The sequence below is a fragment of the Nonomuraea sp. 3N208 genome, from assembly GCF_052245935.1.
Taxonomy (GTDB): Bacteria; Actinomycetota; Actinomycetes; order Streptosporangiales; family Streptosporangiaceae; genus Nonomuraea.
In genome coordinates this window covers 15,404-39,557 of the sequence record NZ_JBQQBR010000065.1, presented here as the reverse complement: position 1 = coordinate 39,557, position 24,154 = coordinate 15,404, and the positions used below count along the sequence as shown (strand labels likewise).

Annotated in this window: 24 protein-coding genes, 5 tRNA genes and 1 pseudogene; 19 read left to right on the top strand and 11 right to left on the bottom strand. The window is 71.8% G+C overall.

Annotation, left to right across the window (positions count from 1 at the left end):
• Positions 1 to 4: 4 nt before the first annotated feature.
• The 5 genes from ACTWPT_RS54695 to ACTWPT_RS54675 all read right to left on the bottom strand — a co-directional run bounded on the left by ACTWPT_RS54695 (position 5) and on the right by ACTWPT_RS54675 (position 6,549).
• Positions 5 to 2,779: a heparinase II/III family protein gene (locus ACTWPT_RS54695; protein ID WP_443185488.1), complete on the bottom strand. Its 2,775-nt coding sequence runs from the start codon at positions 2,777 to 2,779 to the stop codon at positions 5 to 7.
• Positions 2,780 to 2,844: 65 nt separating this feature from the next.
• Entirely contained in the window at positions 2,845 to 3,630 is a 786-nt protein-coding gene (locus ACTWPT_RS54690; RefSeq protein WP_443185487.1) for a MerR family transcriptional regulator, read from the bottom strand.
• 33 nt (positions 3,631 to 3,663) lie between these two features.
• A complete protein-coding gene (locus ACTWPT_RS54685) occupies positions 3,664 to 4,263 on the bottom strand; it encodes a TetR/AcrR family transcriptional regulator (RefSeq protein ID WP_443185486.1) in 600 nt (199 codons plus the stop codon).
• 111 nt (positions 4,264 to 4,374) lie between these two features.
• Positions 4,375 to 5,598, bottom strand: coding sequence for a formaldehyde dehydrogenase, glutathione-independent (gene fdhA, locus ACTWPT_RS54680; RefSeq protein ID WP_443185485.1), 1,224 nt, complete (start codon positions 5,596 to 5,598; stop codon positions 4,375 to 4,377).
• 57 nt (positions 5,599 to 5,655) lie between these two features.
• Positions 5,656 to 6,549 carry an MIP/aquaporin family protein gene (locus tag ACTWPT_RS54675; RefSeq protein ID WP_443185484.1) on the bottom strand — a complete coding sequence of 298 codons (894 nt, stop codon included), beginning with the start codon at positions 6,547 to 6,549 and terminating at the stop codon, positions 5,656 to 5,658.
• Positions 6,550 to 6,686: 137 nt separating this feature from the next.
• Between ACTWPT_RS54675 and ACTWPT_RS54670 the strand changes: the two genes are divergently transcribed.
• The 9 genes from ACTWPT_RS54670 (at position 6,687) to ACTWPT_RS54630 (ending at position 9,701) form a co-directional block, all read left to right on the top strand.
• Positions 6,687 to 6,854 (top strand): hypothetical protein, encoded by a 168-nt coding sequence (locus ACTWPT_RS54670; protein WP_443185483.1) that lies wholly within the window; start codon positions 6,687 to 6,689, stop codon positions 6,852 to 6,854.
• A gap of 63 nt (positions 6,855 to 6,917) precedes the next feature.
• Positions 6,918 to 6,988, top strand: a tRNA-Ala gene (locus ACTWPT_RS54665).
• A 14-nt stretch (positions 6,989 to 7,002) separates the two neighbouring features.
• Positions 7,003 to 7,075: transfer RNA gene (locus ACTWPT_RS54660), tRNA-Leu, on the top strand.
• A gap of 9 nt (positions 7,076 to 7,084) precedes the next feature.
• A tRNA-Glu gene (locus ACTWPT_RS54655) sits at positions 7,085 to 7,157 on the top strand.
• 18 nt (positions 7,158 to 7,175) lie between these two features.
• Positions 7,176 to 7,250: transfer RNA gene (locus ACTWPT_RS54650), tRNA-Arg, on the top strand.
• Positions 7,251 to 7,271: 21 nt separating this feature from the next.
• A tRNA-Tyr gene (locus tag ACTWPT_RS54645) sits at positions 7,272 to 7,352 on the top strand.
• A 273-nt stretch (positions 7,353 to 7,625) separates the two neighbouring features.
• On the top strand, positions 7,626 to 8,450 hold the full coding sequence (locus ACTWPT_RS54640) for a nitroreductase/quinone reductase family protein (protein WP_443185482.1): 825 nt from the start codon (positions 7,626 to 7,628) through the stop codon (positions 8,448 to 8,450).
• Between the two features lie 112 nt (positions 8,451 to 8,562).
• Positions 8,563 to 9,129, top strand: coding sequence for a helix-turn-helix domain-containing protein (locus ACTWPT_RS54635; RefSeq protein WP_443185481.1), 567 nt, complete (start codon positions 8,563 to 8,565; stop codon positions 9,127 to 9,129).
• A gap of 41 nt (positions 9,130 to 9,170) precedes the next feature.
• Complete coding sequence (locus ACTWPT_RS54630; RefSeq protein WP_443185480.1) at positions 9,171 to 9,701, top strand: GNAT family N-acetyltransferase; 531 nt, start codon at positions 9,171 to 9,173, stop codon at positions 9,699 to 9,701.
• Here the strand turns inward: ACTWPT_RS54630 and ACTWPT_RS54625 are convergent.
• Complete coding sequence (locus tag ACTWPT_RS54625) at positions 9,682 to 10,569, bottom strand: MurR/RpiR family transcriptional regulator (protein ID WP_443185479.1); 888 nt, start codon at positions 10,567 to 10,569, stop codon at positions 9,682 to 9,684. The two genes, ACTWPT_RS54630 and ACTWPT_RS54625, sit on opposite strands and share 20 nt — an antisense overlap.
• Positions 10,570 to 10,633: 64 nt before the next feature.
• On the opposite strand from ACTWPT_RS54625, the gene thrC reads away from it, so the two are divergent.
• The 9 genes and pseudogenes from thrC to ACTWPT_RS54580 all read left to right on the top strand — a co-directional run.
• Complete coding sequence (thrC, locus tag ACTWPT_RS54620) at positions 10,634 to 11,698, top strand: threonine synthase (RefSeq protein ID WP_443185478.1); 1,065 nt, start codon at positions 10,634 to 10,636, stop codon at positions 11,696 to 11,698.
• Positions 11,699 to 11,786: 88 nt separating this feature from the next.
• The gene (locus ACTWPT_RS54615; RefSeq protein WP_443185477.1) at positions 11,787 to 12,395 is read left to right on the top strand and encodes a biotin transporter BioY; all 609 of its coding nucleotides are present in this window, start codon (positions 11,787 to 11,789) and stop codon (positions 12,393 to 12,395) included.
• Positions 12,396 to 12,462: 67 nt separating this feature from the next.
• Positions 12,463 to 13,830: a class I adenylate-forming enzyme family protein gene (locus ACTWPT_RS54610; RefSeq protein WP_443185476.1), complete on the top strand. Its 1,368-nt coding sequence runs from the start codon at positions 12,463 to 12,465 to the stop codon at positions 13,828 to 13,830.
• Between the two features lies 1 nt (position 13,831).
• Positions 13,832 to 14,980, top strand: a complete 1,149-nt coding sequence (locus tag ACTWPT_RS54605) for a thiolase family protein (protein ID WP_443185475.1) — start codon at positions 13,832 to 13,834, stop codon at positions 14,978 to 14,980.
• Between the two features lie 46 nt (positions 14,981 to 15,026).
• Positions 15,027 to 15,701, top strand: a complete 675-nt coding sequence (locus ACTWPT_RS54600) for an energy-coupling factor ABC transporter ATP-binding protein (protein WP_443185500.1) — start codon at positions 15,027 to 15,029, stop codon at positions 15,699 to 15,701.
• The gene (locus ACTWPT_RS54595; protein ID WP_443185474.1) at positions 15,698 to 16,303 is read left to right on the top strand and encodes an energy-coupling factor transporter transmembrane component T family protein; all 606 of its coding nucleotides are present in this window, start codon (positions 15,698 to 15,700) and stop codon (positions 16,301 to 16,303) included. Before ACTWPT_RS54600 ends, ACTWPT_RS54595 begins: the two co-directional genes overlap by 4 nt.
• Before the next feature lie 52 nt (positions 16,304 to 16,355).
• On the top strand, positions 16,356 to 16,706 hold the full coding sequence (locus ACTWPT_RS54590; protein ID WP_443185473.1) for an ArsR/SmtB family transcription factor: 351 nt from the start codon (positions 16,356 to 16,358) through the stop codon (positions 16,704 to 16,706).
• Complete coding sequence (locus tag ACTWPT_RS54585; protein WP_443185472.1) at positions 16,706 to 17,323, top strand: SRPBCC family protein; 618 nt, start codon at positions 16,706 to 16,708, stop codon at positions 17,321 to 17,323. The genes ACTWPT_RS54590 and ACTWPT_RS54585 overlap by 1 nt, the downstream gene beginning before the upstream one ends.
• A gap of 177 nt (positions 17,324 to 17,500) precedes the next feature.
• Positions 17,501 to 18,040, top strand: a pseudogene (locus tag ACTWPT_RS54580) (NAD(P)-dependent oxidoreductase); the annotation flags it as partial.
• On the opposite strand, the gene ACTWPT_RS54575 reads toward ACTWPT_RS54580, so the two are convergent.
• Genes ACTWPT_RS54575 through ACTWPT_RS54565 form a run of 3 tightly spaced genes read right to left on the bottom strand, consistent with a single transcriptional unit; the run spans position 18,010 to position 19,185 of the window.
• Entirely contained in the window at positions 18,010 to 18,342 is a 333-nt protein-coding gene (locus ACTWPT_RS54575; RefSeq protein ID WP_443185471.1) for a hypothetical protein, read from the bottom strand. The pseudogene ACTWPT_RS54580 and the gene ACTWPT_RS54575 overlap by 31 nt on opposite strands.
• A gap of 40 nt (positions 18,343 to 18,382) precedes the next feature.
• On the bottom strand, positions 18,383 to 18,736 hold the full coding sequence (locus ACTWPT_RS54570) for a YdeI/OmpD-associated family protein (RefSeq protein WP_443185470.1): 354 nt from the start codon (positions 18,734 to 18,736) through the stop codon (positions 18,383 to 18,385).
• Positions 18,733 to 19,185: a VOC family protein gene (locus ACTWPT_RS54565; protein WP_443185469.1), complete on the bottom strand. Its 453-nt coding sequence runs from the start codon at positions 19,183 to 19,185 to the stop codon at positions 18,733 to 18,735. Before ACTWPT_RS54565 ends, ACTWPT_RS54570 begins: the two co-directional genes overlap by 4 nt.
• A gap of 60 nt (positions 19,186 to 19,245) precedes the next feature.
• Between ACTWPT_RS54565 and ACTWPT_RS54560 the strand changes: the two genes are divergently transcribed.
• Entirely contained in the window at positions 19,246 to 20,190 is a 945-nt protein-coding gene (locus ACTWPT_RS54560; protein WP_443185468.1) for a helix-turn-helix transcriptional regulator, read from the top strand.
• Here the strand turns inward: ACTWPT_RS54560 and ACTWPT_RS54555 are convergent.
• Positions 20,178 to 21,323, bottom strand: coding sequence for an SWIM zinc finger family protein (locus ACTWPT_RS54555; protein ID WP_443185467.1), 1,146 nt, complete (start codon positions 21,321 to 21,323; stop codon positions 20,178 to 20,180). The two genes, ACTWPT_RS54560 and ACTWPT_RS54555, sit on opposite strands and share 13 nt — an antisense overlap.
• On the bottom strand, positions 21,320 to 24,049 hold the full coding sequence (locus ACTWPT_RS54550) for a DEAD/DEAH box helicase (RefSeq protein ID WP_443185466.1): 2,730 nt from the start codon (positions 24,047 to 24,049) through the stop codon (positions 21,320 to 21,322). Before ACTWPT_RS54550 ends, ACTWPT_RS54555 begins: the two co-directional genes overlap by 4 nt.
• Between the last annotated feature and the right edge of the window lie 105 nt (positions 24,050 to 24,154).

Sequence of the window (24,154 nt, the reverse complement as noted above, 5' to 3'; positions counted from 1 at the left end):
TCCTTCAGGCGGCCGCGTAGATGAGCGCGCCCGCACGTTCGAAGGGAACGACCTTGCCATTGAGGATCACTTTGGCGGCATTCGGCGCCGCGATCGCGATGGCCGTGGCCGGGTCGGTGCTCGCGGTCAGCCCGCTGCCGTCGATGCGTACGGTGCCGTCCCCGCCGAAGGTCACGGCCAGGTCCTTGACCGCGGCCGGCGCCTTGACCAGGGTCGCGCCGGCACGTTCGACCGACGAGCCGTCCACCATCACGATCGACCCGGCGTCGGCGTAGAGCAGCTTGCCGTCGAAGGTGTAGGACCCGAACGCGCGCGGCGCCTTCGTGGTCCAGGACTTGTAGTAGACCCCTGCGCCGCCGTTCAAGCTGAGGGCTGTCACCTGGTACGACGGGATGGTGCCCACGGGGAGACGTTCCACCGTCACGGACGTGTCGGCCGCGCCCTTGGACGGCACCAGGAGGGTGTCGAAGGTTTTCTGGCCGGTGGCGTTCGTCTTGACGTAGGAGGCGTACTTCGCGTTCTCCACCGAGTAGAACCGCGGTGCGTAGTAGCCGTCGCCCAGGGTGGAGGCGACCTCGGCCGGGTCGGCGGGGACGATCGTGAGGTTCGCACCCGTCGCGAAGGCGGTGGTCGTGGCCTCCGTCCCGGAGCGGATCGAGGGCTTGGCGTCCGAGGCGAAGTGCCAGTTCTGCTCGTAGCGGTGCGTGGCGGCGGTGTCCACCGGCTTGAGCCGGTCGGAGACGACCCACAGGCCCGAGTGCAGCGACAGGACGGATCGCTCGTGGCGAACACCGGCGGAGCTCTCGGTATTCGCGCCGATCAGGTCGAAGGCGGGGTTGGTGATCAGATGCGAGATCCCGCCCGCCGCCGTCGAGACCTGCGGCTTGTCGTCGATCTCGATCGTGTTGTGCGCCTCCGTGGTTTTCCGCAGCCATTGCGCGTGGGCGTCCGTGCTGTAGGTGAAGGTGCCCATGTCGGGCAGGAGTGGCCGGCCGTATGCATAAGCGGTGATCGCCAGCTCGTCCGGGTGGCTGTGGTTGCCGCGGTCGGCGTTGATCCGGAGGTGGGAGTCGTCGGCGGTCCAGCCGGAGCGGGAGACCGCGACCCGGGTGTCCGGGTAGAGGACGGAGGTGTGCGCCGGCTTCTCGCCCGACGTGCCGGAGGTGCCGACGTAGAGGAGTTCGGGGTCGTTGAGCAGCTGGCCCAGCTTCCTGAGAGTGCTGCGCAGGTCGAGGGAGTCGCTGTCGCCGTAGGCCGGGCCGTATCCACTGGGATAGCTCTGGTCCATGAGGAAGCGGGCCAACTGTCGCAGCTTGGCGGTGGCGGTGAACGCGATGCCGTTGCGCTGCATGTAGGCGACGACGTCCACGTACTGGCTGAGGTAGCCCCGCAGGTAGGCGTCCGTGGATTCCTTGTAGCCGCCGTCGGCGTAGGTCGAGTCGTTGAGCTGGGCCGAGAGGAAGTTGGCGGCGTTGGTCCGCCACGCCGGCGCCGCGCGGAACTCCGGGAAGTAGAGGGAGTTGTGCAGCAGCGTGATCTTCTGCGACTGCATCTTGTTCGGCGTGCCGTTGACGTTCTCCTGCAGGTACAGGCCCGCCCGGTTCATCGTCTTGAGGATCGCGGCGTTGGCGTCAGCGGTCAGCGACGGGCTCTTGCGCAGGATCTCGTAGGCCGCGATCCAGTTGTGCAGGCGCCGCGCGGCGTGCAGGTTGCCCGGGTAGGAACCGGCGCCCTGATCGGCGTCGTAGGCGTCGGCGTCCTTGATGAAGTCGGTCATCAGGCCGATGAGCGTGCGGGCGTACTGCTCGTTGCCCGTCTTCTGGTACTCCAGGGCCAGCGGGCCGGCGAAGAAGAAGCGGGGCAGCTGGTAGAGAAACTCGTCGTCGGCGATGCGATTCTCATTGTCGGCACCGCCGGGGAGCTTCCAATCGAAGCCGCCCGGGTCGCCCTCCCAGGAGAACGTGTTCTGCACGGTGTTGGACCAGGTGCGGGTCGCCTCGTCGAAGGTCTCGGCGTTGCCGTACAGCATGATGTCCTTCGCGGTGTCGGCCGTGCCGGTCAGCGTCAGCTCCGCTTTCTTCACGCCGGTGACGCCGCCGAGGTCGAACCGCAGGTACGCCTTGCGCGTCTCGCCGGTGAACGGCCCCGTGCCCTGGTCGCTGACCTGCATGTAGTACTTGGCGCCGTACACGCTGCCCGGGTGGGCCGCCCAGATGTAGGTGTCGTGCGTGGGGTGAAGGGTCTTCACCGACCCGTCGGCAAGGGTCAGGCGGAGGGTGGGCTTGCCCGACCCCTTGCTCCTGCTGTTGATGAGGGCGATGACCGCGTCCTTGTAGCGGCTCATCAGGAAGAATCCGGGCTTGCCGCTGGTGATGCTGCTCGTGACGTCTGCCGTGACCGTCTTTTCCCCCGGGCCGAAGGTCAGCGTCTTGATGTAGGCCTCGCCCGATCCCAGCGTCCAGATGTGGCTGGCGGTCAGCTCGAGTGCGCCCGGCCAGGTGGTGTGCGAGAAGCCGCCCGCCTCGATGGCCGGGCGCGCGCGGTAGTAGTCCAGCAGCCGCTGTTTGGCCAGCGCGTAGTCGCCCGCCTTCACCGCGCTCTCCACGGGCCCCAGGCCCGCGTGCGCGTAGTTCAGTCGCGGCCCCACCGTCCAGGCGCCGGCGCTCCACCTGCCGAAGAAGCCCGCATCGGACAACGCCGCCGCGGCGGCCGGAGGGACCGGCACCAGGAACGCGGCGAACAGAATAAGGACGGCGAGCCGCCGCCACGAGGGATACATGCACGCCAAAGTAGGGGTTCCCGGTATGTCCGCGGTATGTCGGGCGCAGGAGGCCGGGCTCGAGATCAAGGTGGATCCGCGGATGCGGGCCCCGTTTCCTCGGTGATGAGCCTGATCGCCTGCCTTATCACCTGCGCCTGGGCGGGGGCGAGCCCCTCGAGGAACGGCTCCACCGTCTCGACGCCCCACTCCCGCCCGGCCGTTCCGCCGTCGGGCAGCATGTGCCGCACGCTGTACGCGGCGACCATCTCCGCCAGGGGCGCGATCCTCGGATCGTCCGGCTCGACGTCGGCCAACTCGTCGAGCCTGCGATAGAACTCGCGCCCGCGCGCCGTCACCTCGGGATCGGCGGCGAGGGTGCCGAACAGGGCGAACGCGCGTTCCCGCTCGGGCGCCGCCGCCACGGTGTCCATCAGCTCCAGGAGCTCACGATCCCATGCCGCCGCCTTCGACGCGGGCAGGTCGACCGTCTTCAGGAAAGCCAGCAGGTCGGGAGAGGCGGTGGCCTCCGGGCCCAACGTCCCGGCCTCGGCCTGCCGCAGCACCTCGGCCAGGCGCTGCCGCCGGTCCCGGATCTCCTGCTCCTGCCTGGCCAGGTCGGCGTCGATCTCGGCGAGGATCTCGGTCAGCTCCCTTGAGCGGTCCTCGGCGATGACGTCGCGCGCCTCGTCCAGGCTCAGCCCGAGCGCGACGAGGCGGCGGACGCGGGCCAGGGCGACGGCGTCACGCATGCCGTACTCGCGATAGCCGTTGGCCAGGCGGGGCGGCTCGGGCAGGATGCCCTGGTGGTGGTAGTAGCGCACCGTCCGGGTCGACACCCCGAGCAGCGCGGCGAGCTCTCCGATCCGCATGCCACCAGTAAAGACGTTGACGTCACGTCACGGTCACATCGGGGGTCTCATGGCCTTGAGGAACAGGTCGACGAGCGCGTCGGCGTATTCGGGGGTCAGCGGGCCGGAGCGGAGCAGCCACCGCTGGTAGAGGGGGGCGTACAGCAGCTCCAGCGCCAGGTCGAGGTCGGCGTCGGCGGTGATCTGCCCGGCGCGTTGCGCGGTGCGCAACCGGGCCTTCTTGGCCTCGTCGACCGGACCGGCCAGCTTCTCGCGGTATTGGGCGGCGAGGCTCGGATCGTTGATGATCTCGGTGTTGAGCGCCCGGATCGGCGCCTCGAACGCCGGATCGGCGAATTCGGCCACCGTCGCGCGCATCACGACCTTGAGGTCGGCCTCGATGTCGCCCGTGTCGGGCAGCGCCATGCTGTCCTCTGGGCCTGCCTCGCTCAGCGCCAGGAACGAGTCGAAGACCACCGCCCCCTTGGAGGGCCACCATCGGTAGATCGTCTGCTTGCCCACACCGGCCCGCGCGGCGATGGCCTCGATCGACAGCTTGGCGTATCCCACCTCGGAGACCAGCTCGCGGGCGGCGGCGAGGATGGCCTGCCGGGATCGCTCGTTGCGGCGAGCGGGGTCGGGCTGCTTAGGCATAGCGAGCATCCTAACACGCCAACGAGACGAGACGTATCGTCATGCGTCCGGCCGCGCCGCCGTTCGACGAGCCGGAGGCCGCCGGGTAGCCGACGGCCTCCGGCAGCGTGGTCAGGACGTTCTGCTGAGCATGCCGTGCGGATCGAGCACGTACTTGCGGGCAGCCCCCTCGTCGAATTCGTGGTATCCCCGCGGCGCCTGGTCGAGCGGAATCGGTGTGGCGTTGACCGCCTTCGCGATCTGCACCCGGTCGTGCAGGATCGCCATCATGAGCTGGCGGTTGTACCGCATGACCGGGCACTGACCGGTGACGAAGCTGTGCGACTTCGCCCAGCCGAGACCGATCCGGATGGACAGCGACCCCTGCCTGGCGGCCTCGTCCGCCGCACCCGGGTCGCCCGTCACGTACAGGCCGGGGATGCCGAGCGCGCCACCCGCCCTGGTGACGTCCATGAGCGAGTTGAGCACGGTGGCGGGACGCTCCACCTCCGACTCGTGGCCGTGACCGCGTGCCTCGAAGCCGACCGCGTCGACGGCACAGTCCACTTCCGGTTCGCCGAGAATGTGCAGGATCTGCTCCTTCGGATCGCCCAGGGCGACGTTGATGGTCTCGCAGCCGAAGCTGTGCGCCTGGTCAAGCCGCTCCTTGTTCAGGTCCGCGACGATGACAACGGCGGCCCCGAGCAGGAACGCCGAGGCGGCCGCGGCCAGCCCGACCGGGCCGGCGCCGGCGATGTAGACGGTCGAGCCCGGCTGCACCCCCGCGCTCACGCAGCCGTGGAACCCGGTCGGGAAGATGTCCGCGAGCATGGCCAGGTCGAGGATCTTCTCCATCGCCCGGTCCTTGTCGGGAAACTTCAGCAGGTTCCAGTCGGCGTAGGGGACAAGGACGTAGTCGGCCTGCCCGCCGACCCAGCCGCCCATGTCGACGTAGCCGTACGCCGAGCCGGGCCGGTCCGGGTTGACGTTCTCGCAGACTCCGGTCTTGCCCTCCTTGCAGTTGCGGCAGCGGCCGCAGGCGATGTTGAACGGCACGGACACGAGGTCGCCGGTCTTGATGTACTCCACATCGGGGCCGGTCTCGACGACCTCACCGGTGATCTCGTGGCCGAGGACGAGGCCCTGGGGCGCCGTGGTACGGCCGCGGACCATGTGCTGGTCGCTGCCGCAGATGTTCGTCGCGACCGTCTTGAGTATCGCGGCGTGCGGCAGCTTGCGACCGACGTTGGCCGGGTTCACCCCGGGGCCGTCCTTGAGCTCGAATTCGGGATAGTCGGTCTCACGTACCTCGACCTTGCCTGGGCCTTCGTATGCGACTCCCCTATTGCCAGGCATGGCGATCTCTCCCTCGCTCGGAAGTGACGGACATATGGTCGTTCACGGGCTCATGGATCACCCCCTCCGGCCGAGATGCCAACGTCGGCGAGCGTGCCCCACACGGTCCCTGATCCGGTCGTCCGGCGGCGCGCGGGCGCCGGGAATCTGGCCTGCGAGCTCCTGCTGGGCCGCCTCGGCCTGCGGTTCCTTGGCACCCGTGATCTCCCCGGCGGCCCCTTGCTCAACCGGCTCGGGCAGCTCGCGGGCCGGGCGGGCGACCACGTCGTACACGACGACGGCCAGCACCGCGCCGATGACCGGCCCGGCGATGTAGACGCCGAGCTGCGCCCAGGGCGTGTCGCCGCCGAACAGGCTGTTGGCCAGGTAAGGGCCGAAGGTTCGAGCCGGGTTGACCGAGCCGTTCGTCGACGGGCCGAGCACGAAGATCTCGCCCGCCACCGCCAGTCCGATCATGAACCCGGCCCAGCCGGCCGGCGCCCGCCGGTCGACCGCCATCGCCATGATCGTGAGCAGCAGCAGGAACGTGCCGAGTGCCTCCAGCAGGATGCCCTGTGCGTAATTCACCCCGTCGCCGAGCCTGGTCAGCCCGACACCGCCCGGATCGATCGCCCGCCGGCCGAATCCGCCCACGATGAGCAGCCCGCCGGCGAACGCGCCGACGAGCTGGGCCGCGATGTAGAACGGCACCTCCGCCCACGGGAAGCGGCGCCCCGCGGCGAGCGCGATGGTGACCGCGGGATTGATGTGGGCCCCGGAGGTGCTGCCGAACGCGTAGATGACGATCGCGACGATGACGGCGAACGACAGCGAGATGAAGCCGAGTGCGGCATAGTCCAGTTGTCCGTTGCCGAAGACGAGCGCCGCCACGACCGAGCCGGCGCCGAAAAGGACGAGCAACATCGTTCCGATGGCTTCCGCGACGAGCCGTCGCGGCAGGTCTCCAACCATCGCAACCCCCGATGACGATGGTCTGCTCCCAATATTTAAATATAACCCGGTGCGCCCGGACGATCCGGGGCGGTGGGCAAAGCCCGGCTCACGGAACGGTGTCACGGCCCGCAAGGCACCGGGCCGAGAATAAATAGGTGGCATTCTCGGTACGCCTCGGGCTACCGTGGGTCCACGACACACGCAGGAACGTCACGAAAGGCCAGGCCATGCGCTACGCAGCCGTCGCACGCGAGCAGGAACGGCGTCTCTATCGCCGCGCCGCGGTGTCCGGTCTCGCGCTCGCCGGGCCGGCCTCGGGATAATCCTCACGGAGGAGGATCCGAAGGCCGCCGGGGACGTCCCAGGCGGCCTTTCTTTTTGTCTTCGGGCTGATAGTGAAAAGGCATCACACCTGCCTTGCAAGCAGGAGTTCGGGTTTCGAGATCCCGTCGGTCCACGCCAGGAACACAAGCGTCCGTGGCCCAATGGCAGAGGCACCGGTCTAAGGAGCCGGACGGTGCGGGTTCGAATCCCGCCGGACGTACGAATACACGCCCCGTTGGTCTAGCGGTCAGGACGCCCGGCTTTCAACCGGGAAATCGCCGGTTCGAGTCCGGTACGGGGTACGAACCATCCTTTTGCTTGGCCCTATAGCTCAATGGAGAGAGCGCCGGCCTACGAAGCCGGGTCCGTTGCAGGTTCGAATCCTGCTGGGGCCGCCGACAATCGCATAAAGGCCTGCGCGAGCTGGGCACGTGGCGAGCCCATTCGGCTGTAAACCGGACGCTTCGGCTTTGGCGGTTCGACTCCGTCCTCGCGCACGATCCCAGCCGTCCGGGTTGACAGGATTCGCGGTTGATCGTGTAATGGCGGTCGCGTCGCGTGGCGCCGGCCGTGTGGACGGCGGCGGCATGGAGGCGCCGAATCAAGGGGGATGACGCCGTGACCACTCACACCGTCGGTCGTGCCTGACCGCATCGTCCCCGCGCGACGTCCCATGCCTTCGGCGGTGTAGTCGACCCGCCGTATCTTCCGGCATGCCGTGCGGGTTACCCATGTCCTCGACACCCATCCCGCCTGGAGCGAAAACACGCATGCCCATGGACTTCAACCAGCAGATCATTGACGAATTCCGCGCCAATCGGGGCCAGGTCGGCGGCCCTTTCGAAGGAGCCAGGCTGCTCCTGCTGACCACCGTCGGCGCGAAAACGGGCGCCCGCCGTACGACCCCGCTCGGCTACCTGCCCGACGGCGACCGCATCCTCGTCATCGCCTCGGCCGGCGGCGCACCGGTGCACCCCGCCTGGTACCACAACCTGCGGGCCAACCCGCAGGTCACCGTGGAGGACGGCGTCTTCACCTATCAGGCGAAGGCGGTGGCGCTGGAGGGCGAGGAACGCGATCGCCTGTTCGCCCGCGCCGTGGAGGCGGATCCCGGCTGGGCCGCGTACGAGACCAGGTCGGGCCGCGTCCTGCCGGTGGTCGCGCTCATCCCGATCGACAGCGGGCCGCCGGCCGGGCCCATGGGCGACGCGCTCAAGAGGTTGCACGACGCCTTCCGCAGGGAGCTGGCGCTGATCCGCAGGGAGGTCGCCGCGTCGGGCCCGCGGTTGGGCGCGCAGCTGCGGATCAACTGCCTGACCCTGTGCCAGGGGTTGCACGTGCACCATGAGCGCGAGGACGGGTTCATGTTCCCCGCGCTGGAAGGGCGGCACCCGGAGCTCGCGGCGGCACTCGAGCGGTTGCGGGCGGAGCACGCGGTCGTCCAGGAGCTTCTCGGGCGGTTGCAGGAACTCCTGGCCGCGGAGGACGTCGCTCCCGAGGCGCTGTCGCTCGAGGTGGACCACCTCACCGCGGAGCTCGAGGCGCACCTGGACTATGAGGAGGAGCAGCTCGTGCCGTTGCTCAACGGCGCGTAGTCCCCAGGAACCGCCAGGTCAGTGCCCGCACCCGAGGTGCGGGCACCCGCGCCTTCCTGCGCGCGGCCCCCGCCGACGCGCTCTGTCTCGTATTTGGGATATATTCCCGGATATGAGACAGGCGGAGGAGCTTGATACCCGGCTGGCCGAACGGCTGGCGGAGCTGCGCGTCGAGCGCGGCTGGTCGCTGGACGAGCTGGCCCGCCGCGCCGCGATCAGCCGCTCGACCCTGTCGCGCCTGGAGCGCGGCGAGATCAGCCCGACCGCGGCGCTGCTCAACAAGCTCTGTGCGGTGTACGAGCGGACGATGTCGCGGCTGCTGGCCGAGGTCGAGTCCGAGCCGCCGCAGTTGCTGCGGGGCGAGGCCCAGCCGGTGTGGCGGGACGAGGAGTCGGGCTTCGTGCGCAGGTCGGTGTCGCCGCCGCATCCCGGCCTGCGGGGCGAGGTCGTCGAGGGCGTCCTGCGGGCGGGCGCGGACATCGTCTACGACGCACCCCCGGTGCCGGGGCTCGAGCAGCACATCTGGGTGCTGGAGGGCACGGTGGAGATCACCGCGGACGGCCGGGCGCACACTCTCGAGCCGGGCGACTGCCTGCGCTTCCGGCTCTGGGGCGCCTCCCGCTTCCGTTGCCCAGGACCGGACCCGGCGCGTTACGCGCTCTTCATCGTCCTGCCGTGAAAAGTACGCGCCGTCTTGCCGTGAAAGCCGAGGGATCCCGTATGCACACCATCGACCGCCTGTCCGCCGAGGAGTTCGACGCCGTCGTGAAGGACCTGGCCGATCTCCTGGTCGATGCCGTGGCTGACGGCGCTTCCGTGGGCTTCCTGGCGCCGTTCGACCATGAGGCGGCCGCCGCCTGGTGGCGGGCACAGGCCCCGGCCGTGGCCGACGGCCGCCTCATGGTGTGGGTCTGCCGCGACGGCGCCGGCATCAACGCCACCGTCAGCCTGGCGCTGGCCGCCAAGCCCAACGCCCGCCACCGCGGCGAGATCGTCAAGCTCATGGTGCACCGCGAGGCCCGCGGCCGGGGCCTGTCGCGGGCCCTGCTGACCACCGCCGAGCAGGCCGCCCTGGAGGCGGGGGCCGGCCTGCTGCTCCTGGACACCGAGACCGGCAGCACCGCCGAGCACGTCTACCTCACCGGCGGATGGACGCGTTACGGCATCGTCCCCGAGTACGCCGGATCCCCCGACGGAACGCTGCGGGACTGCAGCTTCTTCTACAAGCGGCTCACGTCAGGCCCTGCGTGAGCGCGTCGAGGTCGGCCAGCCGCTGGGCAGGTGACAGGCGCGCAGCCGTGGCAACGAGCAGCAGCTCGGTGACGGCGATCTCGTGGGCCAGCGGCGCGATCGGCCCGGCCGCTTCGCGCGGCAGGCTGACCAGCACCTCCGCCTGAGGGGCCAGTGGCGACCCCCAGGCGTCGGTGACGAGCACCAGCCGCGCGCCCCGAGCGCGGGCGGCCTGCACGAACAGGGCGGTGGCGGGGGAGTAGCGACGGAAGTCGTAGGCCGCGATCACGTCAGAGGGCCCCAGGTCCAGCAGGGTACGGGCGCGGGCCTGCGGCGGCTCGGGCACCCGGTGAGCGCCGGAGCGCAAGCTGGCCAGCTGGCGGATCAAGTATTCAGCGGCCAGCTCGCTGAGCGGCCCACCCAGCGCCCACACCGTGCGGGCCTCGGCCAGCAGCGCCGCCGCGGCCGTGATCAGGGGCTCGGAGAGGGCCGCAAGCGTGCCGTCCAGCCCTAAACGCAGGTCTTCGGCGGCGCGACCCAGCTCGGACGGCCCCGTCTCGGCGGCTTCGGCCGCGCCAGAGCCGGGCGCGCTCCAGGGAGTGTCACGCGTCGCGGCGTCCGGCGCGGTGACGAATTCCAGCAGCCGCGACCGGTCCCGCGCCCCGTCTCTGACAGCGGCCTGGAATTCGGCGAACCCGGCGTACCCGAGCCGGTCGAACAGCCGCGAGGCCGTCGGGGGGCTGACCCCCGCACGCTCGGCGAGCGCCCGCAGCGAGCCCAGCGCCGCGAACGGATAGTCGTCGAGCAGGACCCGCACGATCGCGCGTTCGCCAGGCGGCAACTCGGAGTAGACGGCGCTGAGGCGGCTCGCCACCGGATCGTTCTCCATGATGACAAATGTTACACCAAACCCCGTATACGCGAATTCACGGAACGAATGTTACGGTGCGGGCATGACTACCTGGCATGGTTTGATCGACAGCCGCTACCGGCGCTGGCTGCCCGTCACCGACGACACCCCGGCCGTCTCGCTGAACGAGGGCAACACCCCGCTGCTGCGCTCGGCGTACCTGTCCTCGCTCACCGGCTGCGAGGTGTGGCTGAAGGTGGAAGGCGCCAACCCGACCGGATCGTTCAAGGACCGCGGCATGACCGTGGCGATCAGCAGGGCGGCCGAGCGCGGCGCCGAGACCGTCATCTGCGCCTCCACCGGCAACACCAGCGCCTCGGCCGCCGCGTACGCCGCCCGCGCCGGCCTCACCGCGGCCGTGCTCGTCCCCAAGGGCCGGATCGCACTCGGCAAGCTCAGCCAGGCGGTCCGGTACGGCGCCCGCATCGTGGAGATCGACGGCACCTTCGACGACTGCCTGCGCGTCGCCCGCGAGCTGGCCGGCCACCACCCGGTCGCCCTGGTCAACTCCGTCGGCAACGAGCTGCGCCTGGCCGGACAGCGGACCGTCGCCTACGAGGTCGTGGACGCGCTGGGCGACGCGCCCGACGTGCACTGCCTGCCCGTAGGCAACGGCGGCAACATCACCGCCACCTGGGGCGGCTACCGCACCTATCAGCAGGCAGGCCTGGCCGCCGGGCTGCCGCGCATCTGGGGTTTCCAGGCGGCGGGCGCGGCGCCGCTGGTCCACGGCGCGCCGGTCGCCGACCCGCGGACCGAGGCGAGCGCGATCCGCGTCGGCAGCCCCGCCACCTGGGACGGCGCCGTCGCCGCGCGCGAGGAGTCCGGCGGGCTGATCGCGGCGGTGAGCGACGAGCAGATCTTCGCGGCGTACCGGGAGCTGGCCCGCCGCGACGGCGTCTTCGTCGAGCCGGCCTCGGCGGCCGGGGTGGCGGGGCTGCTCGACCGGCACGCGCGGGGCCTGCTGGAGCCTGGCCTGCGCGTGGTGATCACGCTCAGCGGCAACGGTCTGAAGGACCTCGACGCCTCCCTGCGCGACGGCTGCACCACGACCGAGACCTCCGCCGCCACCGCGGACGTGGCCCGCGCCCTGCGCCTGGCGGCGTGACGGTATCGTTCGCTCGCAGACGATCGACCGGAAAGTTGTGGGATACCTCCATGCCTGAAGCAGACCGTTCTGGTGTGAGATCGACCTCATGAAGAATGCAGGCAGGAAGCGCGGGTTCCCCACGGGAGATCTGGCGAGGGTGGCCGTGTTCGCCGCGCTGATCGCGGTGCTCGGGCTCCCGGGCTCGTTCAACGTCTTCGGCAACCCGGTCCCGATCACGCTGCAGACGCTGGGCGTCATGCTGGCGGGCGCGATCCTCGGCACCTGGCGGGCCGCGCTGGCGGTCGCGGTGCTGCTGGTGCTGGTCGCCGCGGGGCTGCCGCTGCTGTCCGGCGGGCGCGGCGGGCTGGGCGTCTTCGCCGGGCCCTCGGCCGGCTACCTCATCGGCTGGATCCCCGGGGCAGCGCTGACCGGCTGGCTCGTCGAGCGGGCGGGGCGCAACCCTGGGATCGTCCAGCTCGTGCTGGCGTGCCTGGCCGGCGGGGTCGGGGTGATCTACCTCTTCGGGATTCCCGTGCAGGCCATGGTCACGGGGGCGTCGCTGGGCACGACGGCGGCGCTCGCCATCGCGTTCCTGCCGGGCGACCTGATCAAGGCGGCGTTGGCCGCATCCGTGGTCAGGGGCACCCAGCGGGCCTACCCGGACGCGGTGCCGACGGTTTACCGCGAGCGGCTGCGAGCCGGTGGGATGCGTTGAGCCGCGCTCACCCGGTCGAGGCGGTGTGGCGAGGCGCCCATCTGGTCGAGAGCGTTGAGGTGGGCCCGTGCCGGTAGCCGACCACGTCATGCGGCACGCCGCGGCACGCCCGGCCCACCTCGCGTTGCGCGGTCCGGAGCGCGAGCTCACCTACGGCGAGCTCGCGCAGAGCGTCAACGGGGCCGCCCGCCACCTGCTGCGCCACGGCGGGGGCCGGGGGTCGCCGGTGGCGATCGGGGTGGCCGATCCGGTCGCGTCGCTGGTGGCCGTGCTGGCCGTGGACCTGGCCGGCGCGACACCACTGGTGGGCGACCACGCCTGGGACCGGCGGCGGTGGGCGCGGATGATCGGCGCGGTCGCGGTGGACGGGCTCATCGACGCGCCGCTGCCGTACATGCCGGGTCCCGCGGTCGAGCACGTGGCGGCGCCCGGCGACCTGGCGTGGGCGTGTTTCAGCTCGGGCAGCACGGGCCGCCCGCGTGCCGTGGTCCGCACGCGGGCCTCGTGGACGGCGTCGTTCCCGCACCTCGACGGGCTGACCGGGATCGGTCCCGACGACGTCGTGCTGGTCCCTGGTCCGCTGTCGTCCTCCCTGTACGCCTTCGCGGCCGTGCACGCCCTGGCCGCCGGCGCGACGGCCGTCGTGCCCGGCCGCTGGCCCTCGGGATCGCTGCCCGCGTTCCTCGAGCAGGCCACGGTCGTGCATCTGGTGCCGCACCTGTTGCCTGCCGTGCTCGCCCGGCCGGGCGAGCTGCGTACGGTCGTGGCCGGCGGCGCGGCGCTCGACCCCCGGTGGCGGGCGGCCGCGGCACGGGCCGGGATCCGGGTCGTGTCGTACTACGGCGCCACCGAGCTGTCGTTCGTCGCGGCGGACGCCGACGGCGGTGGATTGCGCCCCTTTCCTGGCGTCGAGATCGAGGTCAGGACCGCTCCTGGAAGCGTGCTGGGGGAGGTGTGGGCCCGTTCGCCTTGGCTGGCCGAGGGCTATCTGGGTGGGGCGGCGGGTCCGCTGCGGCGCGACGGTGATGGTTGGATGACCGTGGGCGACGTGGCGCGCCCGTACCGGGTAGGAGAGGTGCTGCGGCTGCGCGGGCGCGGCGACGGCGCGATCCAGACCGGCGGCGCCACCGTCGTGCCCGAAGATGTCGAGGAGGTGCTGAGGACGGTGCCCGGCGTGGGCGACATCGTGGTGATCGGCTCGCCCCACCCGTCACTGGGGTCGGTCGTCACGGCAATCCTGGAGGCCGACGGGGACGCGCCGCCGCCGCGGGCGCTGCTGGAGGCGGTGGCCAGGAGCGGGCTGGACGCGGCGCAACGGCCGCGCCGCTGGTACGCGGTGCCGAGCCTGCCGCGCACCCGGGCGGGCAAGCCGGCGCGTGCCCTGGTCGCGGACCGCCTGGCCGCCGACGACCCCGGCATCCGGCGGCTGACCTGACATGGCCGCCGGGAACGATGAGCCGGTCATCGTGGCCGCTCGGCGCACGTCCATCGGCACGGCGGGGCACGCGTTCAAGGACCTGACCGTGGACCGGCTGGCGGCGCCCGTGATCGAGGCCGTGGCCCGCGACGTCGCCGGCCGGCCGGTGGACGATGTGGTGCTGGGCAACTGCATGGGTCCCGGTGGCAACGTGGCCAGGGTGTCGGCGCTGGCGGCCGGGCTGGGGCACGCGGTCCCCGGGGTCACGGTGGACCGGCAGTGCGGCAGTGGGCTGGCCGCGATCCTGGTGGCCGGGCAGGCTGTACGCGCCGGGGAGATGAACCTGGTGATCGCGGGTGGGGCGGAGAGCGCCTCGACCCCCCCGCTGCGTACGCACCGGGGGGCGGCCGAGCCGTACGGCCGGGCGCCTTTCACCCCCGCCGGCCACCCCGACCCCGACATGGGCCCCGCCGCGGAGGAGCTGGCTACGGCGCGCGGGATCACCCGCGAGCGGCAGGACGCCTACGCCTGCCGCAGCCACGCCGCCGCGCTGGCCGCCCGCGAGGCCGGCCGCTTCGCCCAGGAGATCGTCCCGGTCGCCGGCCGGGCCGCCGACCAGCGGCCGCGGCCGCTGCGGTCGTCGTCGCTGGCCCGCCTGCCTGCGGCGTTCGTGGCGGGCGGTACAGTGACGGCCGGTAATTCCTCCCCGGTGAGCGACGGCGCCGCGGCCGTGGCCCTCGTGCCCGAGCGGTTGCGCGCGGGCCTGCCGGGGATGCGGCTGGTGGCCGGGTCGGTCGTCGGGTGCGATCCCGAGCTGCCCGGCTGGGGGCCGGTGCCCGCGGTACGCCGGGTGCTGGCGCGTGCGGGGGTGGACGTGGCGCAAGTCGCGGCGGTGGAGATCGTGGAGGCGTTCGCGGCGCAGGTGCTGGCCGTCACCGACGCGCTCGGGCTGGACCCGCTGGGCGCCGACGGCGAGCGGGTCTGCGCCGACGGCGGCGCGCTGGCGCTGGGCCATCCGTGGGGCGCCACCGGCGCGGTCGTGGTGACCAGGTTGTTCAGCCGGCTCGTCCGCGCCGGCGCCCCGCCCGGGACGCTCGGCCTGGCCACGGCCGCGGTCGGCGGCGGCCTTGGCGTGGCCGCCCTGTTCGAAGTGGTGGGTGTGAGTTGACCGAGTTCGCCGACGTGCACGGGCGCGATGGTGACCTGACGTGAGCGTGATCGAGTTCACTGACGTGCACGTGCGCCTCGGCCTCCGGGACGTGTTGTGTGGCATCACCGCTTCCCTGCCCGAGCGGCGCGTCGGCGTGGTCGGGGCCAACGGCTCGGGCAAGAGCACCTTGGCCCGCCTGATCAACGGCTTGGCGCTGCCGACGTCGGGCAGCGTCACCGTATTCGGCCTGGACACCCGCCGGCACGCCGCGAAGATCAGGCGCGGCGTGGGGTTTCTGTTCACCGACCCGGACGCGCAGATCGTCATGCCGACGGTGGCTGAGGACGTGGCCTTCTCGCTACGCCGCAGGGGCCTGCCGCGCGAGGAGGTCGAGCGGCGCGTGGCGGACGTCCTGGCCAGGTACGGCCTGGCCGGTCACGCCGACCATCCCGCGCACCACCTGTCCGGCGGGCAGAAGCAGCTGCTGGCGCTGTGCTCGGTGATGGTGCTGGAGCCGGACGTGCTGGTCATGGACGAGCCGACCACGCTGCTCGACCTGCGTCACTCGCGCCAGGTCGCCGCTCTGCTGCCGGAGCTGCCCCAGCAGGTGGTGGTGGTCAGCCACGACCTGCCGCTGCTTGCCGATTTCGATCGGGTGCTGGTGCTGGACCAGGGGCGCGTCGTGGCCGACGGCACGCCCGGCGAGGCCATCGCCCACTACCGCAAGCTCATGTCGTGAACGGGCTCACCGGCGCTTACGTCCCCGGCGCCTCGCCGCTGCACCGGCTGCCCGCCGGCGTCAAGCTGGCCGGTCTCGCGGTCGCGTGCGCTGTGCTGGTGTTGCTGGGCTCACCGCTCGCCCTGGCCGTGGCGGCGGCCGTGGTGGCCGGGCTCTATGCGGTGTCGCGGGTGGGGGTGGTGGCGGCCTGGGCGCAGGTGCGCCCGGTGCGCTGGTTCGCGGTGGCGTTGTTCGGCATGCAGTGGATCTTCGTGGATCTGGCGGGCGCGGCCACCACGACGCTGCGGGTGGTGCTCGCGGTCGCGCTGGCCGGCCTGGTCACGATCACTACCCGCTCTTCGGCCATGATGACCGCCCTGGAACGGTGCCTGGCGCCGGCGAGGTTCGCCGGGCTGGATCCGTTCCGGCTGTCGTTGCTGCTGTCGCTGACCGTGCGCAGCGTGCCCGTGCTGGCCGAGCTGGCGACGCGGGTGCGGGAGGCCCAGCGGGCCCGGGGCGTCGAGCGCAGCCTGCGGGCCTTCGCCGTGCCGATGGTGGTCAGCGCGCTGCGGCACGCCGATGCGCTCGGTGAGGCGCTCAGTGCCCGCGGTCTGGACGACTGACCACCTTTCCTCAGGTTTGACTTATATAAGCTGCCCCTGAAATAGTGAGGTCGTGCACGCATTCGACGTCCTCGGCGATCCTGTACGGCGCCGGATCCTGGAGTTGCTTGCCGGCGGGGAGCAGAGCTCCGGGGAGCTCACCGCTGTCATCCAGCGCGAGTTCGGGATCTCCCAGCCGGCCGTCTCGCAGCATCTGAAGGTGCTGCGTGACAACGGGTTCGCCAGCGTCCGGGCTCAGGGCACGCGGCGGCTTTATGCCGTCGAGCCCGGGCCTCTGCAGGAAATCGACGCGTGGCTGGAGCTCTTCCGCGGCTTCTGGAACCAGCGCCTGGATGCGCTGGCCACGGAGCTGGCCCGCGGTAAGCGCGAACGCCGCATGACAGGCGAGACGAAGGACAGCTGATGGATTTGCTTGACGAGATCACCCGGGCGCATCGCGAGCTGCTCGACGGCGAGCGCAAGGTCATGACCTTGCGCCGGCGCTACGACGCCGACGTCGAGGACGTGTGGGACGCCTGCACCACTGCCGACCGGCTGAGCCGCTGGTTCCTGCCCGTGACCGGGGACCTGAAGCTGGGCGGGAAATACCAGTTCCAGGGCAATGCGGGCGGCGAGATCCTGCAGTGCGAGCCGCCCCGCCTGCTGAAGGTCAGCTGGCTGTTCGGCGACAACCCCGGCTTCTCCGAGGTGGAGGTTCGCCTGTCCGCGGAGGACGACGGCACCCTGTTCGAGCTGCGCCACACCGCCGAGGTGCCGCCCGAGTTCTGGGCGATGGGTGGTCCTGGTTCGGTCGGGGTGGGCTGGGACCTCGGACTGCTGGGCCTGAGCCTGCACCTGGCGGACCTGCCGCAGTTCGACGAGAACACCTTCCACCTGACCGACGAGGGCCGTCGCGTCATCATCGAGAGCAGCCAGGCCTGGGGCCGGGCCTACGAGGCGGCGGGCGGCGCGCCGGACCAAGTCGCCGCCGCCGTCGCCAGCACCACCGCCTTCTACGCCCCCGAAGGCGAGTCGTCCTGACGACGTCGAAGTCGTCACCCCTCGGGCCTCGGGCGGCCGGGGCCGACGGCGACGCGGCACCCTGGCGTGACGGGGTCCGGTAGGGCAATGCATCGACGGCGGCAGGCCGGGCGGGGGACCTACTGGGTAGAGTTGTGAGTGAATGCTTACTCACCTCTCTCAGGAAGGGGGAAACTCATGAGGCTCGTCGTTTTCGGCGCCACAGGTGGCATCGGGCTGGAGCTGATCCGCCAGGGGCTCGACCTGAGCCATGAGATCACCGCCGTTGTGCGCTCGGCGTCCCGCCTGCCCGCCGAGTTGCCGGCGAGGGTCGACGTCGTCGAGGCCGACGTGATGGACCCCGACGCCATCACGCCGGCGGTCAAGGGCCGCGACGCCGTGATCACCGCGATCGGCCCGCGCGGCCGCGGCCCGACCACCGTCCACTCCGCCAGTGTCGCCTCCATCATCGAGGCCATGCGGCGGGCGGGCGTGCGGCGGCTGCTGACGGTGGGCGCGAGCGGCATGGTGGCCGACGCAGGCGACGGCCTGCTCACGCGGTACGTGCTCAAGCCGCTCATCGTGCAGCGGATGTTCGGCCAGTCCTACGCCGACCTGGCCGCGTCCGAGGAGCTGGTGCGGGCCGCCGATCTGGACTGGACGATCGTGCGGCCCTCGCGGCTGACGAACACCGGGCGTACCAACCGCTATCGCACGGCCAGGGACCTCAACGTGCGTGGCGGCATGAGCACCACCCGCGCCGACGTGGCCGACTGCATGCTGGAGCTGATCGGTGACCGCACGTCGGTGCGACACGTCATCTCGGTGGCGTCGTAGGGGCGGCTCAGGCGCGTGGCGCGTACGAAGTTCGGGTCGGGCTGGAAGGTGGCGGCGAAGCCGTAGGCGGCCAGGGCCAGGATGCCGGCGCCGATCCACAGCAGGCCGCGCTGCTCACGCAGACCCTGCCAGACCAGCCAGGCGCCGCCGATCTCGGCGAGGGCGGCCACGAGGAACAGGGCGATGGAGCGCAGCACCGACATGCCGATCACCTTACGGCCCATCGCTTCGGGGCCGATCGCCTCAGGGGTGGGTGCCCCAGCGGCCGTCCGCCTTGGCGCGTTCGACCGCCGCCAGGCCCGCCGGGCGCATCCGGCCCTCACCCTGCAGGCGCTCGACGCGGGCGATGTTGGGCTGGGACCACGGGCTGCGCGCGCGGCGCGGGCTGAAACGCTGCAGGTAGGTCGCCGCGTCGCGGGAGCGGGCCTGGCCGTCGATCCAGCCGTAGCACAGCGCCTCCTCCAGGGCTTGTGCGTAGGTGAGGGTCGTCGGCTCGGTCGTGCCCTTCTTGGCGATCACGAGCCACGCCTCGGTCTCGCTGTCGTGGTGGCCGGCCAGCCAGTCCCGCCACGCGGCGGCGTCGGTGAAGACGGTCATGACGTCTCCTTGAGTGCGGCGCGGACGCTCAGGTAGTGCGGGTTGTACATCAGACCCAGGATGTTGCCCCAGGGGTCGATCACGGAGGCGGTGATGAAGCCCTCGCCTCGGTCGTGCGGTGAGTCGTGCTCCTTGGCGCCCATGGACACCAGCCGCTCGAGGGCCGCAGGCACGTCCTCGACGTGCCAGAACACCAGGGCGCCCGCGGGACCGACCGTGCTGGGGGCCGGGGTTCTGGCCAGCGCGCTGCCCGCGTGCCTGCTGTGCACGAAGCCCAGCTCGTGCAGGTAGTCGCCGATGCGGAACTCCATGTAGTCCGGGGTGTCGAAGTACGGCGCGACGCCCAGCAGCTCGGTGTACCAGCGCTTGGTCGCCGCCAGGTCGGGGGTGTAGTAGGTGACGGTGGTGAGCCCGGCCAGCATGGTCGGTTCCTTTCCTCTCGGGTTCATGTACCATCCTCGCTGCCAAAGTGCTCATCAATTGAGCACTTTGTTTGCGACGATGAGGGCATGCGTGCCGACCGTCTTGTAGCCGTCCTGTTGCTCCTCCAGGCCCGTGGCCGGGTGACCGCCGCTGAGCTGGCGGAAGAGCTGGAGATCTCCGTGGCCACCGCCCGCCGCGACCTGGAGGCGTTGTCGGCGGCGGGCATCCCGGTGTACCCGCAGCAGGGTCGCGGCGGCGGCTGGCAGCTCGTCGGCGGCGCCCGTACCGACCTCACCGGTCTGACCGCGGCCGAGGCCCGGGCGTTGTTCCTGATGCTGGGGCCGGCTACGACCGCAGCAGCCCCGCTGACGTCGGCGCTGCGCAAGCTGATGCGGGCCCTGCCCGCGACGTTCCGTGCCGACGCCGAGGCCGCGGCCCGGGCCGTGGTGTCGGACTCGGTACGGTGGGGCGAGGTCGGCAGCGAGCTGCCCGGACTGGTCGAGGACCTGCAGGGCGCCGTCGTGGGCAGGCGGAAAGTGCGACTGGCGTACACCAGCAGGGGCGGCCGCTCGACAGAGCGGCTGGTGGATCCGCTGGGGCTGGTCGACAAGGACGGCGTGTGGTATCTGATGGCCGGCACCGAGAGCGGGCGGCGCACGTTCCGCGTCGACCGGATCGCCGGCGCCCAGGTGACGGACCTGGCCGCCGAACGGCCCGACGACTTCGAACTGTCCGCGGAGTGGGAGCGGGTCGTCGACGAGGTCGAACAGCGGCGCTCGCTCGTCTCGGCGGTGGTGCTGGTCCACGACCGGCACGTGCGGGTGCTGCGACTTCAGTTCGGCCGCCATTGCGAGGTGCTCGGCCAGGAGGCCGGCGGCCGGGTCCGCGTGCGAGTGGCCGCGCACATGGCGTTGTCGATTGCCGAGCATCTGGCCGGTTGGGGCGCCCAGATCGAGGTGCTGGAGCCGGAGCAGGTCCGCGCCGAGCTGGCCAGGATCGGCGCGGAGCTGGTCGCCCGCTATGCGTCCTGAGCGTGGTGGGTGAGCGCCGAGGGGTCGCGTTCGGGCGGGCCGGCGGGCCACCACCCGCCGTCGCGTTCGACGAAGGGGTACCAGCGTCCGTCGCGACCGTAGCGCAGCTGCAGGGAGCCGAGGGTCCAGCGGTTGCGCCACGCCTCGATCGCGGGCGGCCGCCCGCCTTCCCAGCCGGCCTCCAGCAGCGCCCGCGCCCTGGCCAGCTCCCGCCGGGGCGGCGTCCAGGCCGATTCCAGCACCTCCAGGCCGTCCGCACCGCCCTGGCGCCAGGCCGCCACGGCGGAGTCGAGGCCGAGGTCGAGGTCGTGCTCGGCGGCCAGGCGCACCCGGTCCTGGTATTCGGTCAGCTCCGGCAGCCGGCCGCGTACCAGCAGCTCGCGGGCACGGGATGCGGCAGAGGCGGCCAGCACCCGCAGGGCGGCCACGTCCACGTCGGCCCCCGGCTTCGGGGCGAGATCAGGCTCCAGGTCGGGCGGGGAGTAGGCGACGTCGAAGGGGGGCGGCTCGGGCAGCGGTGGCACACCGGCCGCGAACGCCTGCGCCGCCACCACCCCGCGCGCGGCCTCGGCCGTGTCGGGGACGTCGCGCCGCTGGAGCGCCTCGATCAACTGCCGCTCGCCGCGGCCGCGCATCAGCAGCAGCACGAACGGGTCGGCGTCCAGCAGCCAGGAGGCCTGGTAGCACAGCGCGGCGGCGTGCTCGCACGGGTGCCCCCAGTCGGGGCAGGAGCACTCCGGCTCCAGGTCGCCAACGGCGGGCAGCAGCGGCACAGCGGCGTCCTCGGCCGCCTCGACCAGGTCGTGCGGCATGTCGCGGTCGAGCAGCGCGGCGATGTGCCCGCTCTTGGCGGCGACCTGGTCCAGGAAGCGCTCCCACTCGGCGTCGGTGAGCTGCTCGACGCGCACGACGGCGTCGTACTCGCTGTCGGCCACGGCGGCGATGCGCCCGGGGCTGACGGTGATGGGGCCGAGCAGGCCGGTCTTGGCGTACGCGCGGCCCTTGCGCAGCAGTCCCTGGTCGAGCGAGGTGTCCTCCAAGGCCTTGATCCAGGCGCGGCCCCACCAGGTGGTGGCGAAGCGGGCCCCGGCGCGCTGCGGCGCGAAGGCGGCGAATCCCCGTACGGCGTTCATCTCAGCTCCACGAGTGCGGCCAGGTCGGCGTCGGTCAGCTCGGTGAAGGCGGCCTCGCCGGAGGTGAGCACGGCCTCGGCGAGCGAGCGCTTGGCTTCCAGCATCTGGGCGACGCGGTCCTCGATGGTGCCTTCGGCGATCAGCCGGTGCACCTGGACGGGGCGGGTCTGGCCGATGCGGTAGGCGCGGTCGGTGGCCTGGTCCTCCACGGCGGGGTTCCACCAGCGGTCGTAGTGGATAACGTGGTCGGCGCGGGTGAGGTTCAGCCCGGTGCCGGCGGCCTTCAGCGACAGCAGGAACACCGGGGCATGGCCGTCCTGGAAGCGGCGCACCATCTCCTCGCGGCGGGCGACAGGGGTGCCACCGTGCAGCAGCTGGGTGGGCACGCCGCGTTCGGTCAGGTGTTTGTCGATGAGGCGGGCCATGGCGACGTACTGGGTGAAGACGAGCACCGCGCCGTCCTCGGCCACGATGGTGTCGACGAGCTCGTCGAGCAGCTCCAGCTTGCCGGAGCGGCCGGCCAGCCTGGGGGTGCTTTCGTGCAGGTAATGGGCGGGGTGATTGCAGATCTGCTTGAGCCCGGTCAGCAGCTTGACGATCAGGCCGCGCCTGGCCATGCCCTTGGCGTCCGCGATCTGCTGCATGATCTCCCGCACCACCGCCTCGTACAGGCCGGCCTGCTCGGCGGTGAGCGCGACCGGCCGGTCGGTCTCGGTCTTGGGCGGCAGCTCGGGCGCGATGCCGGGGTCGCTCTTGCGGCGGCGCAGCAGGAACGGCCCCACCAGCCGCGACAGCCGGGCGGCCGCCTCGCTGTCGCCGGACTCGACGGGTCTGGCCCATCGCGCCCGGAACCTGGCGAGGGGGCCGAGCAGTCCCGGTGTGGTCCAGTCGAGGATGGCCCACAGGTCCGACAGGTTGTTCTCGACGGGGGTGCCGGTCAGCGCGACGCGGGCGGCGGCGGGGATCTCCCGCAGCGCCTTGGCGGTGCCGGAGGCCGGGTTCTTCACATGTTGTGCCTCGTCGGCGACGAGCAGGCCCCACGGGTGCGCGCCCAGCCGGGCCGTGTCGAGCCGCATCGTGCCGTACGTGGTCAGGACGAATCCCTCGTCGGCCAAGGTGCGGCCGGTGCCGTGGAAGCGCCGTACCGGGACGCCGGGTGCGAACCTGGCGATCTCCCGCTCCCAGTTGCCCAGCAGCGACGCCGGGCACACCACCAGTGTCGGCCCGCTGTTCCTGTGCAGGTGGAGGGCGATCAGGGTGATGGTCTTGCCCAGGCCCATGTCGTCGGCCAGGCAGCCGCCGAGCCCGAGCGAGGTCATCCTGGCCAGCCAGCGCAGCCCGTGCAGCTGGTAGTCGCGCAGCGTGGCGGCCAGCCCGTCCGGCGGGCCGGTCTCCTCCGGCTCGGCGAGCCGGTCGCGCAGCTCCCGCAGCCAGGTGGTGGGCTCGACGGGCACCTGCTCGCCCTCGACCTCGACCGACCCGGTCAGCGCGGCGCCGAGCGCGTCCAGCCCCGTCAGCGGCTTGAGATCGCGCTGGCGCGCCTTGCGGGCCAGGTCGGGGTCGATCAGCACCCACTGGTCACGCAGCCGCACGACGGGCCGGTGCGCCTCGGCCAGCCGGTCCATCTCGGCGGCCGTCAGACGCCGGCCGCCCAGGGCGAGCTGCCAGTTGAAGCTGGTCAGGTGGTGGCCGCCGAGGAACGACGGCAGGTCGGACGGCGCGGTGTCCCGCTCGCCGATGACGGCGGTGGCGGTCAGGCCGCGCACCAGCGACCTGGGCCAGTGGACTTCCACGCCGGCCGCCGCCAGCCGCTCCGCGGCCCCGGCCAGCAGGTCTTCCACGTCGCCGTCCGACAGGGCGAGCTCGTCCGGCACGGCATTGTCGAGCAGCCGTTCCAGCCGGGGCCAGGCGCGGGCCGCCCTGCGAATGGCGAGCGTCGCCTCGATCCTGGCCCGTGGCCCGAACCCGGGGTCCCTGCCCTGCCAGAGCTCGGCCGCGTCCACCACCAGCGAAGGGTCGGCCAGGCTGTGCAGCTGGACCACTGCGCGGAAGTTGTCCAGAGCCAGGTCGTCGGCCTCCAGCCGCAGCGACAGGCGTACGCCGGCGTCGAGCCCGGCCGACACCTCCTCGGCCCAGCGGCGCAGATGCGGCACTTTGACGGGTGCGACGGCGGCGTAGGCGGTGGTGCCGGTGGCGCGCACGGCGCCGGGCGAGCGGGGCATGGCGTCGGCGACGGCATCGAGGAAGGCGCGCAGGAGGTTTTCCGCATCGGGTAGCCACAGCTCCTCGCCGCCGATCGGCCCATCGCCGCCGTCACCGTCACCGCCGCCGTCGATCGGGAATGCGCGGGCGGCGGCGGGCATGGTGGCGGCCAGGTCGCGGATGCGCTGCACGTCCGCCGCGTCGAACGGGCCGGCGCGCCAGGAGTCGCGGTCGCCGGCCGTCACGCCCGGCAGGATGCGGCCACGGGTGACGAGCTGGAGTGCGATCAGCGCGGCCGCGCCCCAGAAGCGGGCGGCGGGATGGGCCTGCTCATCTGTGCGCGCCCTGGCCAGCGCCGCAACGGCGGCCGCCACGGGCACCCGGGTGGCGGCGACCTGGCGGGCCCGCGCCGTGCCGGCGTGCTGCTCGGCCACGGTCACGGCCTCGGCCCCGCCTGGGTCGAGGAAGGTCACGTGGCCGGACCTGGGCGGATCGCCGGGTTCGAAGACTGCTGCGTGCCTCACCAGATCCATCATGACCGTACAGTGTACGGTACGGGAAGAGTGTGGTTTACCTCAGTGCTGATCGGGCGCTCGCCTCATTCCGGGCATATCTGATCGTCCATAGCC